Origin of the sequence: Streptomyces sp. NBC_00510 (genome assembly GCA_036013505.1) — a bacterium.
In the GTDB taxonomy this organism is placed as follows: domain Bacteria; phylum Actinomycetota; class Actinomycetes; order Streptomycetales; family Streptomycetaceae; genus Actinacidiphila.
Map to the genome: position 1 here is coordinate 4,754,784 of CP107851.1, position 12,147 is coordinate 4,766,930.

Annotated in this window: 11 protein-coding genes; 6 read left to right on the plus strand and 5 right to left on the minus strand. The window is 73.3% G+C overall.

All coding sequences use genetic code 11. The features are described from left to right. Nucleotides 1-15 precede the first annotated feature (15 nt). On the minus strand, nt 16-858 hold the full coding sequence (locus tag OG937_21345) for an alpha/beta fold hydrolase (GenBank protein ID WUD74055.1): 843 nt from the start codon (nt 856-858) through the stop codon (nt 16-18). Between the two features lie 178 nt (nt 859-1,036). Between OG937_21345 and OG937_21350 the strand changes: the two genes are divergently transcribed. The 6 genes from OG937_21350 (at nt 1,037) to OG937_21375 (ending at nt 6,674) form a co-directional block, all read left to right on the plus strand. Then, nucleotides 1,037-1,798 carry a response regulator transcription factor gene (locus OG937_21350; protein WUD74056.1) on the plus strand — a complete coding sequence of 254 codons (762 nt, stop codon included), beginning with the start codon at nt 1,037-1,039 and terminating at the stop codon, nt 1,796-1,798. Between the two features lie 66 nt (nt 1,799-1,864). Continuing rightward, nucleotides 1,865-2,887, plus strand: coding sequence for a LacI family transcriptional regulator (locus OG937_21355; protein ID WUD74057.1), 1,023 nt, complete (start codon nt 1,865-1,867; stop codon nt 2,885-2,887). 175 nt (nt 2,888-3,062) lie between these two features. Continuing rightward, nucleotides 3,063-4,142, plus strand: coding sequence for a trypsin-like peptidase domain-containing protein (locus tag OG937_21360; protein ID WUD74058.1), 1,080 nt, complete (start codon nt 3,063-3,065; stop codon nt 4,140-4,142). A 29-nt stretch (nt 4,143-4,171) separates the two neighbouring features. Continuing rightward, entirely contained in the window at nt 4,172-4,357 is a 186-nt protein-coding gene (locus OG937_21365) for a hypothetical protein (protein WUD74059.1), read from the plus strand. A 71-nt stretch (nt 4,358-4,428) separates the two neighbouring features. Continuing rightward, on the plus strand, nt 4,429-5,166 hold the full coding sequence (locus OG937_21370) for a response regulator transcription factor (GenBank protein WUD74060.1): 738 nt from the start codon (nt 4,429-4,431) through the stop codon (nt 5,164-5,166). Then, on the plus strand, nt 5,166-6,674 hold the full coding sequence (locus OG937_21375) for a HAMP domain-containing histidine kinase (GenBank protein WUD74061.1): 1,509 nt from the start codon (nt 5,166-5,168) through the stop codon (nt 6,672-6,674). The genes OG937_21370 and OG937_21375 overlap by 1 nt, the downstream gene beginning before the upstream one ends. 31 nt (nt 6,675-6,705) lie before the next feature. Here OG937_21375 and OG937_21380 read toward each other — a convergent pair whose 3' ends face one another. The 4 genes from OG937_21380 to OG937_21395 all read right to left on the minus strand — a co-directional run bounded on the left by OG937_21380 (nt 6,706) and on the right by OG937_21395 (nt 12,093). Further along, the gene (locus tag OG937_21380; GenBank protein ID WUD74062.1) at nt 6,706-8,361 is read right to left on the minus strand and encodes a ricin-type beta-trefoil lectin domain protein; all 1,656 of its coding nucleotides are present in this window, start codon (nt 8,359-8,361) and stop codon (nt 6,706-6,708) included. Between the two features lie 308 nt (nt 8,362-8,669). After that, complete coding sequence (locus tag OG937_21385) at nt 8,670-9,854, minus strand: glutathionylspermidine synthase family protein (GenBank protein WUD74063.1); 1,185 nt, start codon at nt 9,852-9,854, stop codon at nt 8,670-8,672. Then, the gene (locus OG937_21390; GenBank protein WUD74064.1) at nt 9,854-10,150 is read right to left on the minus strand and encodes a hypothetical protein; all 297 of its coding nucleotides are present in this window, start codon (nt 10,148-10,150) and stop codon (nt 9,854-9,856) included. Before OG937_21390 ends, OG937_21385 begins: the two co-directional genes overlap by 1 nt. Before the next feature lie 143 nt (nt 10,151-10,293). Continuing rightward, nucleotides 10,294-12,093: a bifunctional metallophosphatase/5'-nucleotidase gene (locus tag OG937_21395; GenBank protein ID WUD74065.1), complete on the minus strand. Its 1,800-nt coding sequence runs from the start codon at nt 12,091-12,093 to the stop codon at nt 10,294-10,296. Nucleotides 12,094-12,147: the final 54 nt, after the last annotated feature.

Below are 12,147 nucleotides of genomic sequence, written 5' to 3' on the forward strand. Positions count from 1 at the left end.
GTGCGGGCCGCGGGGTCAGCCGGGCGTACCGGCGGGGCGGGCCCGCTCGGCCGCCCACACCGCGATGCGGCGCAGGAGGGCGGGCGCCGCGGCGTTCTCGGCGTGGCCGAATCCGGGCTCGATCCAGAGCTCGGCCGCGGCGCCCGCGGCGTCGGCGAGGGAGAGCGGGTGGTCGAGCGGGAAGTAGCCGTCCCGGTCGCCGTGCACGATGAGCAGCGGGGTGGGCGCGATGGACCGCACCGCCTCGACCGGGGCCACGGGCACGGGGTCCCAGTCCTTGTCGTGGATGCGCGTGTGCAGCAGCCCCCGGGAGACCAGCCGTCCCGCGGGCCGGGTGATGGCCCAGTGGACCCGGCGCATCGGCGCCGTACCCCGGTAGTACCAGCGCGCGGGCGCACTCACCGAAACCACGGCGTCAACGTGCGCCCCGTCGTGCGCCGGTTTGCGCCCCGCATGCCGCAGGACGACGGAACCGCCCATGGAGAAACCCACCGAGGCCACCGCGGGGTGGCCCAGCCGTCGCGCCCAGCGCACCGCGGCGTCCAGGTCCCAGACCTCGCGGTCGCCGACCGTGGAGCGCCCGCCCGAGCGGCCGTGCCCCCGGAAGGAGAAGGTCACCACACCGCCGACGCCGTCCACCCGCGCGAAGATCTCCGCCGCGCGGCGCACGGCCGGCCGTTCCAGGGCGCCGGTGAAGCCGTGCGCGACCACGATCGCGAGCCCTCCGGGCGTCGCTCCGGGCAGGTACGCGGCGTCGATCGGCACCCGGTCCTCGGCCGTCAGCACCGCTCGCAACCCACCGGAAATGATCGACGGGACACACGACCGCGCAACCGCGGACTCACTTACGGACTCCATGTGGGCTATTCTCTTGGGTCAAGAGGATCCGGGCAGCGTCGCCCCCGGGTCCTTTCGTGCTTTCCGGGCGACCGGAGCGCACACGTCGGCGGACGCACACGTCCTCGCAGGGACCGAGGAGGGTCGCAATGGGCAAGCGGAACACGCATGACCGGACGATGAACGACGGGAGCGGCCGGTGAGCTCTCTCCTCCTCCTGACCAACGCCCTCCAGCCGTCCACCGAGGTGCTCCCCGCACTCGGACTGCTGCTGCACAACGTAAGGGTGGCCCCGGCCGAGGGCCCCGCGCTGGTGGACACCCCCGGCGCCGACGTGATCCTCATCGACGGCCGCCGCGACCTGCCGCAGGTCCGCTCGCTGTGCCAGCTGCTGCGCTCCACCGGACCCGGCTGCCCGCTGGTCCTGGTGGTCACCGAGGGCGGCCTGGCGGCCGTCACCGCGGACTGGGGCATCGACGACGTCCTGCTGGACACCGCGGGGCCCGCCGAGGTCGAGGCGCGGCTGCGGCTGGCGATGGGCCGGCAGCAGATCAGCGTCGACGACAGCCCGATGGAGATCCGCAACGGGGACCTGTCGGTCGACGAGGCCACGTACAGCGCGAAGCTCAAGGGCCGGGTCCTGGACCTGACCTTCAAGGAGTTCGAGCTGCTCAAGTACCTCGCGCAGCACCCGGGCCGGGTCTTCACCCGCGCCCAGCTCCTGCAGGAGGTCTGGGGCTACGACTACTTCGGCGGCACGCGCACCGTGGACGTGCACGTACGGCGGCTGCGCGCCAAGCTCGGTCCCGAGCACGAGTCCCTGATCGGCACCGTCCGCAACGTCGGCTACCGCTTCGTCACCCCGGAGAAGGGCGAGCGGACGGCGGAGGAGCCGGCGCCGTCGCGGACCGAGGAGGCACCCGGGCAGGGAACGGCCGTCACCGCCTCCCGGAACGGCTGATCACGCGGTGGTCACGCCTGTGGACAGACGGTGGGACGCGCGGGTGTACCCGCGTAGACTCGGCCCGTGGCAAAGGTGACGCGTGACGATGTGGCAAGGCTTGCGGGGACCTCGACCGCAGTCGTCAGCTACGTCATCAACAACGGACCCCGGCCGGTCGCACCGGCCACCCGCGAGCGTGTCCTGGCGGCGATCAAACAACTGGGCTACCGCCCCGACCGGGTGGCCCAGGCGATGGCGAGCCGTCGCACGGACCTCATAGGCCTGATCGTGCCGGACGCCCGGCAGCCGTTCTTCGCGGAGATGGCGCACGCCGTCGAGAGGGCGGCCGCCGAGCGCGGCAAGATGGTGCTGGTCGGCAACTCGGACTACCTCGACGAGCGCGAGGTGCACTACCTGCGTGCCTTCCTCGGCATGCGGGTCTCCGGGCTGATCCTCATCAGCCAGGGCCTCAGCGAGCACGCGGCGACGGAGATCGACGCCTGGGACGCGCGGGTCGTGCTGATGCACCGGCGGCCCGAGGCGATCGACGACGTCGCGGTCGTGACGGACGACGTCGGCGGCGCCCAGCTCGCCACCCGGCACCTGCTGGAGCACGGGCACGCGTACGTGGCCTGCCTCGGCGGCACCGAGGTCACCCCGAAGCACGGCGACCCCGTCACGGACCACATCGAGGGCTGGCGCCGCGCCATGCAGGAGGCGGGGCTCCCCGTCGACGGCCATCTGTACTCGTCCCCGTACAACCGCTACGACGCCTACGAGGTCGGCCTGGAACTGCTCTCCCGGCCCGACCGGCCGACCGCCATCGTGTGCGCGACCGACGACCAGGCCATCGGCCTGCTGCGGGCGGCCCGCGAACTGCGGATCGACGTGCCCGGCGAGCTGGCCGTGGCCGGCTTCGACGACGTCAAGGAGGCGGGGCTGACCGACCCGCCGCTGACGACGGTGGCCTCGGACCGCGAGGCGATGGCCCGTGCGGCGGTGGACCTGGTGCTGGACGACGGGCTGCGGGTCTCCGGCTCGCGGCGGGAGCGGCTGCGGCAGTTCCCGTCCCGGCTGGTCGTGCGGCGCAGCTGCGGCTGCCACTGACCGTTCCGCCGGTCGCGGCGGGCCCCGCCCGCCGCGACCGGCGACCTGTCTACGGGCCGTGTAAGCCTAGGCCCTGACCTGGCGCTTCGTTCTTTATATCAGGCATACGGAACTCTGCCCCGGTTCTCAGGTCACGCTCAGGAAGCTCTCATGTTCGGCGAGCACAGTCATAGGCATGAACGAGAGCACCCGTCACGACGACGCCTACGACCCGCAGCAGCCGCAGCAGTCCCCCGGCGCCGGCGGGTACCCGTCCCGGCCGCCGTACGCGCCGCACGTCCCGTACGGACACCCGGCGCCCTACGCCTCGCAGCCCCAGCCCCAGCCCCAACCGCAGCCCACGCCGATGCCGGCGCCCGCGCCCGCGACCGGGATCCCCAAGCAACGCACGCGACGCCCCGTGGCCCTGGTCGCCTCCGTGGCACTGGTGTCCGCGCTGATCGGCGGCGGGACGGCCGCCCTGGTGGGGCGGGCGACCACCTCGCCGTCCGTGGCGGGCACCACGACCAAGGTGATCGGCACCAGCAGTTCGGGCAGCACCGGCGTCGCGGCCGTCGCCGCCGCCGTCAGCCCGAGCATCGTGGAGATCAGCGCGACGTCCGGCGCCGGGGAGTCGACCGGTTCCGGCGTGGTCGTCACCGGTGACGGTGAGATCGTCACCAACAACCACGTCGTCTCCGGAGCGGACTCGGTCAAGGTCACCTTCAGCTCCGGCAAGACGGTCACCGCAGCCGTCGTCGGCACCGACGGCGGCAAGGACCTCGCGCTGGTGAAGGCCGAGGGCGTGAGCGGCCTGCCGGTCGCGTCGCTGGGCGACTCCAGCCGGGTCTCGGTCGGCGACCAGGTCGTCGCCATCGGCTCCCCCGAGGGCCTGACCGGCACGGTCACCAGCGGCATCGTCTCCGCGCTCGACCGCGACGTGACCATCTCCACCGGCCAGGGCCAGGGACAGCGACCCGGCGGCGGCACCGGCCGGTGGCCGTTCGAGTTCGGCGGCGGCCAGTACAACGGCGACGTCGGCTCGTCCACGACCACGTACAAGGCGATCCAGACCGACGCCTCGCTCAACCCCGGGAACTCCGGTGGCGCCCTGATCAACATGAACGGCGAGATCATCGGCATCAACTCGGCCATGTACTCCGCCGCTTCCTCCTCCTCCGGCCAGGCCGGCAGCGTCGGCCTCGGCTTCGCCATCCCCGTGAACACCCTCAAGGCAGACCTCGACACCCTGCGCAACGGCGGCGGCGACAGCTGACCGCACCGCACCGAAGGGACGTGGGCACCATGAACGTCTTCCTGAGCACCTCCCTCCACCCCGCCGGAGTCCCGTCCGGCCCCTCCGACCGCGCGCTGATCCCCTACCGGGAGCCGGCCGCCCGCGAGCCGGAGATCGCGACCACCCGCCGGTACGCGCGCCGCTACGCCCGCCGGGCGATTGCGGCCCACCGCCTCGCCGCCGTGCGAGGCTAAGAACCGGAGCACCCCGCCGCACCCCGGCGGCACCCACCGCCCCCGACCCTCATCCCGCGAGGTGGAAGACCATGAGCCCCGGCGAGAACGGCGAGGCCCCCGCCCGCATCCTGATCGTGGACGACGAGCCCGCGGTCCGCGAAGCACTCCGGCGCAGCCTCGCCTTCGAGGGATACGAGACCGAGCTGGCGGAGGACGGCCTGGCCGCCCTGGACCAGGTCGCCTCCTACCGGCCCGACGCGATCGTCCTCGACGTCCTCATGCCGCGCATGGACGGCCTCACCACCGCCCGCAGGCTCCGGTCCGGCGGCACCACCACACCGATCCTCATGCTCACCGCCCGCGACACGGTGGGCGACCGGGTCACCGGTCTCGACGCGGGCGCCGACGACTACCTCGTCAAGCCCTTCGAGCTGGACGAACTGCTGGCCCGGCTGCGGGCGCTGCTGCGGCGCAGCGCGTACGCGACGGTGCCGGGCGGCGACCACGGCGAGGAGAGCGTGCTGTCCTTCGCGGACCTGCGGATGGACACCTCGACCCGCGAGGTCACCCGGGCCGGCGTGCCGGTCGAGCTGACCCGCACCGAGTACACCCTGCTGGAGATGTTCCTCGCGCACCCGCGCCAGGTGCTCACCCGGGAGCAGATCCTCAAGGCGGTCTGGGGCTTCGACTTCGAGCCGAGCTCCAACTCCCTGGACGTGTACGTCATGTACCTGCGGCGCAAGACCGAGTCCGGCAGCCTGCCCCGCCTGGTCCACACCGTGCGGGGCGTCGGCTACGTGCTGCGCTCCGCGGAGGGCAAGGGCTGATGCCGCGCATCCCGCGCTTCCGTTCCCTGCCGCTGCGGTCCCGGCTGGCGATCCTCACCGCGGCCGCCGTGGCGGCCGCCGTGGCCGCGTGCGCGCTGGCCTGCTGGTTCATCGTGCAGAAGCAGCTGATGGACCAGCTGGACGAGTCGCTGCGCGCGCCGGGCAACGCGGCCCCCGCCGCCCGGAGCGTGCTCGGGGACTACGGATGTCTGAGCAAGCCCCAGAACGACACGTCCGACGGGGCGCTCGCCTTCAACCCCAACCACTCGTCCGTGCTGCTCGTCACCGAGGACGGCACGGGGTGCTGGGTGCTCGGCGACGAGATGCTCCCGGTGAGCGAGGCCGACCTGGCCGTGGTCCGGGGTGACGCGTCGGAGTCCCTGCAGACCGTGACCACGAAGGACGGCACGGAGATGCGGGTGCTGACGCGGCCCGCCCAGATCGAGTACTCCCGCCAGCGGACGGAGCGGGCCGCGATCTCGGTCGGCCGCCCGCTCAGCGAGGTGACCGGGCCGCTGAACACCCTGGCCGTGATCCTGCTGGCCGTCAGCGGGATAGGGGTGGTCGGCGCCAGCGTCGCCGGACTCGGGGTGGCCCGTGCGGGGCTGAAGCCGGTGGACCGGCTCACCGACACCGTGGAGCACGTCGCCCGCACCGAGGACCTGAGCGTCCGCATCCCGGTCGAGGGCCGCGACGAGATCGCCCGGCTGTCGGCCTCCTTCAACTCCATGACGGCCGCGCTGTCCTCCTCCCGCGAGCTGCAGCAGCAGCTGATCGCGGACGCCGGTCATGAACTGCGCACCCCGCTCACCTCCCTGCGCACCAACATCGAACTGCTGGAACGCAGCGAGCTGACCGGCCGGGAGCTGCCCCCGGAGGACCGCCGGGAGCTGATGCTGTCGGTGAAGGCGCAGATGAGCGAACTGGCGGCGCTCATCGGCGATCTGCAGGAACTGTCCCGTCCGGACGCGGCGCCCGGCGGGTCGCCCTCGCAGACCGTGGCGTTCCACGAGGTCGTGGAGGCGGCACTGGAGCGGGCCCGGCGCCGTACCGGTCCCGACCTGAAGATCACCACCGAGCTGGCCCCCTGGTACCTGCGGGCCGAACCCTCCGCCCTGGAACGGGCGGTGATCAACCTCCTGGACAACGCCGTGAAGTTCAGCCCGCCGGCCGGCACGATCGAGGTCGACCTGCACGGCGGCGAGCTCACGGTCAGGGACCACGGCCCGGGCATCCCGCCGGAGGACCTGCCGCACGTCTTCGAGCGCTTCTGGCGTTCGGCCTCCGCCCGCAGCCTGCCCGGCTCGGGCCTCGGCCTGTCGATCGTGGCCCGTACGGTGCAGCAGCTCGGCGGCACCATCGCCCTGCACCCCGCGCAGGGCGGCGGCACCGTGGCGGTCGTACGGCTGCCCGGGGCGCAGACCCCGCCGCCCGAGGCGCCGGAGACGCCCGAGACGCCCGAGACGCCCGGGACACCGGAGAGGCCCGGCACACCCGAGACCGTCTGAGACCGCCTGCGCGACCGCCCGTCCGGGCCGGCTACCCGGCGTGCCAGCGCTGCGCGTCGCCGCTGCCGGCGGAGGCGAAGGAGAGGGTGGAGCCGGGGGTCGAGCCGTCCGGCTGCATCGCGGTGCCGAGGTCGATCAGCGGGCGGACCCGGCCCAGGGAGTCGACCAGGAACTGCAGGTTCCGCGCGTTCCTGCCCTCGGCCGACGAGCAGGCCCAGATGCCGAGGCCGCGGTCGGTGTCACCGCGCGAGTCCAGGCAGAACGAGGAGTCCGCGCCGTTGACCAGCAGGCCGCGGGAGTCCACCCGCCACTGCTGGGAGGCCGAGCCGGAGTCGCAGCCCGCGACGATGACGTCGTCGCCCTTGTCGAACTCCTCGTCCCGTACGTCCAGGCAGAGGCCGGACGCGTCGTTGACGATCTGGGCGTAGCTGCTGCCCGGCACCCTCCGCGGCGGGCCGGCGCTCGGCGTGCGCGTCGCCGGGGCCTCGTGGGTGGCCCCGGCGCCGGGCCGCGTGGGCGAGCGGGTCGCGGAGGCGCTCGGGGTCCCCGCGGGGCTCGGGGTGAGGGTCTGCGTGGCGGTGGCGGTGGCGGTCGCGGTGACCGTGACCGAGCCCGTGGGCGGCTGGGGCAGTGCCCTGTTGCTGCCGGTCGGTGCGGGGTCGTCACCCGTCGCGTACACCAGGCCGGTGGCTGCCAGGCTGGCGGCGGCGACCAGCACCAGGGAGACCAGGGGCGAGGGGTGGCGGGCGCGCAGGTTCAGCAGCCGCTCCAGCGGTCCGGGCCGCCGGCGCCGGCGGGACGTCGGGGGCGGAGCCGGCGGGGCGGGTGCGGTGGCGGGCAGCGCGGGGGCGGACCGGGCCGCCAGGTAGGCGGGCCCCGCCCATCCGAGCAGGGCCGTGGCGAGCAGCGGCCGGGGGTCGCGTTCGAGGACGATCAGCGTCTCCAGCGCACCGGCACAGCCCTGGCAGTGCGCGAGGTGCCGCTCCACGTCCTCGTTCTGCCGGGCGTCGTCACGGCGGGCGGCGGCGTCGAGGAGGCGGCCGAAGCCCTTGCACCGGGGGTCCTCGCTGCGCTCCAGGTACGTCCGCAGGTAGGCCTCGCGCAGCGCGTCCCGGGCCCTGGCGGTCAGGTCCGGCACCTCCGCGGCCCTGTCACCGGTCCACCGGGCGACCTCGGTGTCGCCCTCCCGCTCGACGACCGCGTGCCACAGCACGCCCTGGGTGTGCTGCGGCAGGACGGCGAAGGCACCGCACAGCACGGAGCGTTCGGCCAGGTGGAGCCGGGGGTGGACGGGCAGGCCCGGGAGCCCGGGGACGCGCTGCTCGGCGCCGCGGATGTCGTCGATGAAGGCGGCGTACGCGTCACCGAGCCGTTCGCGGCGGCTGCCGCCCGCCCACACGGCGGCGGCCTGGTGGACGAGCATCAGCAGCCGGTGCCGCCAGGGACCGCGCGGGTCGACCCCCCGGTGCACCTCCTGCCAGGCCAGCGCGAAGGCCTGCGCGGCGAGTTGGTCGGCGGCGGACTGTCCGCGGACGCACAGCCGTGCGTAGCAGACGACGGCCGGGAGGTGACGGCGACGCAGTTCCTCGGTCGCCGGGTAGGCGGTCGGTGCGCCGGCCCGTACCCGCTCGGTGAGAGCGGCGTCGGACAACTCGTCGTAGACGGGCTCTTGGTGCGTTTGGGACACGGCGGACCACCCGGACACGTCGATGGGTCTGGAGGGACAGGGTTGCCCATGGTGGGCCACAAGTTACTGCCGAGGAAAGTGTTTCCGCTGGTAACTCCCCTGCCCGACAAGGGGTAAGCGCCTTCAGTCCACGCGCTGCGGCCGAGGGGTCACCCTGTGCCGCCGCTCCGTCGGTCCGGCGGCGGGGCGGGTCGCGACGGACCGGCCCCAGCAGCGCCGCGTCACGGGGCGGCATCACCCCGCCCGGCGTGGACCGTCCGGTGGACGCGCCGGACCGCCGCGACCCCTACCGCCGAGGTCGCGCCCGCTCAGCGGATGACGTGCGGCAGGAAGCGCGCGTACGTGTCGGTGACCAGGCCCGCAGACTCGCGGATGCCGAGCCCGGCCGGTTCGTCCGCCACGACCCACGCGCCGAGCACCACGTGGTTGCCGTCGAACACGGGCAGCGGGGCCAGTTCCTGGTAGCAGCAGGGTTCGTCGACGCGCGGCACGGCGGCCTCGCCCGCGCGGTGCACCGTGACGCCGGCACCCTCGCGGCCGAGCAGCGGCTTGGCGACCCAGCCGGTGGTCCGGGCGAGGTCGCGGGGACCGTCGAGGTGGGCGGCGAGGAGGTTGGGGTGGCCCGGGTAGAGCTCCCACAGGACGGCCAGGAGCGCCTTGTTGGACAGGAGCATCTTCCAGGCGGGCTCGATCCAGCAGGTGGTGCCGGTGCCGCCGCCGTTGTCGAGGGTGTCCAGGACGTGGCCGCCGAACGGGTCGCCGGCCAGCCATTCCCAGGGGTAGAGCTTGAAGCAGCTGCGGATGAAGCGCATCCGGTCGTCGACGAAGCGGCCGGACAGCTCGTCCCAGCCGATCGCCTCGACGGACAGGGCGTGGGTGTCGAGTCCGGCCTGTTCGGCGGTCTCCCGCAGGTAGGCCACCGTCATCAGGTCCTCGCCGAGCTCGTCGGCCTCGGTGTGCGCGAAATGCACCGGGCCGGGCGGCAGCAGCGGGGCCTGGCGCCGCCACGCGTCGACGAGGCGTTCGTGGAGGGAGTTCCACTGGTCGGCGCCGGGGAAACGGTCCTCCATCCAGAACCACTGGGCGCCGGCCGCCTCCACCAGCGAGGTGGGGGTGTCGGCGTTGTACTCCAGCAGCTTCGCCGGGCCGGTCCCGTCGTAGCGCAGGTCGAAGCGGCCGTAGAGGGAGGGGAGTTCGGTGCGCCGCCGCCAGGACTCGGCGATCCGCCCCGCCAGGCGCGGGTCGTGGACGCCGAGCTCGGCGAAGCGGTCCTCGGTCACGATGTGCTCCGCGGCGGCCAGGCACATCGCGTGCAGTTCCGCGACGGTCTCCTCCAGGGCCTCGACCTCCGGGAGCGAGAACGCGTAGTACCCGCTCTCGTCCCAGTACGGCCGCAGGGAGCCGTCGGGGTAACGGGTCAGCGGGTAGACGACGCCCTGGTCCTCCACGATCCGCTGCCAGCCCGGGCGCGGCTCGACGGCGTACCGGCGCATCAGCCGCCGCCGGACCCGTGGCCCGAGCCGTGGCCGCCGAAGCCCCCGGTCTTCACCGACGACTTGTCGAAGCTGCCGCCCTTGGCCTTCCCGTTGCGGACGCTGCCGCCGTAGTAGTAGCGGCCGTGGCCGCTGTCGTCGTCACACTCCTTGACCGGGAGCGTCCGGTACGTGTCCGGGTCCACGCAGCGCTTGTCGGGCTCGGAGCCGCACGCGGTCAGCGCGGCGGCCAGCACGCCCATGCCGCCGAGGATCACCGTGCCGGACCTGAACCGCCGTCGCTCCGTGGTCGTCATGTCCACAGCGTAGGCACCAGGGGCCGGCGCCACGAGAGCGGGGTCGCGGGCGGCCCGCCGCGAAGGACGGGGGCGGCCGTCGGTGTCGACGGCCGCCCCCGGGGCGGAGCACGGTCGCGGGACCCGCCCGCTCGTGCCGCGTACTACTGGACGATCGTGATGCGGTTCGCCGCCGGGGCCGCCAGCGGCGCGGAGGCCGAGGAGTTGGCGGTCAGGTAGGCGTTGAGCGCGGCCAGGTCGTCCCCGCCGACGAGCTCGTTGGTGCCCTTGGCCAGCTCGCCGAAGCCGTCACCGCCGCCGGACAGGAAGGAGTTCATCGCGACGCGGTAGCTGCCCGCCGGGTCGATCGGGGCGCCACCGAGACGGATCGAGTCGGTCACGACACGGGCGGCACCGGTCTTGGTGAGGTCCAGCGTGTAGGTCAGGCCGCTGGAGATCTGCAGGATCTTCGGGGCGGCCTCGTTGCTGCCGCTGACCTGCTGCTGGAGCACGGTGACCAGCTGGGCGCCGGTCAGCGTCCGCAGGTTGACCGTGTTGCTGAACGGCTGGACCGCGAAGCCCTCGGCGTAGGTGACGACGCCGTCGCCCTCGCTGCCGGTGGCCTTGTGCACCAGGTCGGTGCGGATCCCGCCGGGGTTCATCAGCGCGATCGTGGCCGAGGGGTCGAGGGTCTTGGCGTACGCGAGCTGCGCGTCGGCGATGAGGTCGCCGAGGGCGGACTCGTTGCCGGCCCGGGTGATGTCCTGCGAGATGTAGCCGACGGTGCGGCCCGCGACCGGGGCGGCCAGCGTCTGCCAGCGGCTGATCAGCGAGGTCATGTCCGCGGCCTTGGTCTGGGTGCGGTCCACGACGTGGTTGGAGCCCTCGACCGAGGCGCGCACGATGTCGTGCGTGCGCAGGTCGTACTTCATGTCGAGCTCGGTGAAGAGCCGGCCGAAGGACGCCGCGCTGGTGACCAGGCGGTCGTTGCCCTTGGGGTCGGGGATGGTGCAGACGTACGCGTTGTGGGTGTGGCCGGTGACCAGCGCGTCGACGTCCGCCGAGGTGTTCTTGGCGATGTCGACGATCGGGCCGGACAGACCGGTGCCCGCACCGCCGGCGTCGCAGTCGTAGTTGTACGCGGAGGAGGCGGGGAAGCCGCCCTCGTGCACGAGCGCGACGACGGCGTTGACGCCCTTGCGCTTGAGCTCCTTGGTGTACTTGTTGATCGTCTCGACCTCGTCGAGGAACTTCAGGCCCTTGACGCCCTCGGCGGTGACGATGTTCGGGGTGCCCTCGAGCGTGACGCCGATGAAGCCGACGCGGACGCCCTTGACGTTCTCGATGGTGTAGGGCTTGAGCAGCGGGCGGCCGGTCTTCTCGTTGACGACGTTCGCCGAGAGGATCGGGTAGTCCGCGCCCTTGAACGTGCGGCCCTTCTCGTAGCAGCCCTCGATCGGGTGGCAGCCGCCGTTCTGCAGGCGGAGCAGCTCGTCCTTGCCCTCGTCGAACTCGTGGTTGCCGACGCCGGTGACGTCCAGGCCCAGCTTGTTCATGGCCTCGACGGTGGGCTCGTCGTGGAACAGGCCGGACAGCAGCGGGCTGGCGCCCACGATGTCGCCGGCGGCGACGGTGAGCGAACGCTCCTGCCCCTTGCGGGCGGTGCGCAGGCTGGAGGCCAGGTACTCGACGCCGCCGGCGTCGACGGTCTTGGTGGTGCCGTCCGCCTGGAGCTCGGTGACGCGGCCGGAGGAACCGGCCGGGGGCTCCAGGTTGCCGTGGAAGTCGTTGACGGCGAGCAGCTGGAGGTCGACGGTACGGCTGCCGTGGCCGTGACCCCCGTGGTGGGTCTCGTGGGCCTGGGCGGCCGGGCTCGCTATCGCGAGCACACCGACCGCCGCCAGACCGGCGGTCGCGGCGGCGACGCGGCGTGCGGCACGGCGACGCGGGTGGGTCACTGACATGGGTCCCCTTGGACGTGAACGATGGATGGAGGCGGAGGACGGCCGCAGCCTATT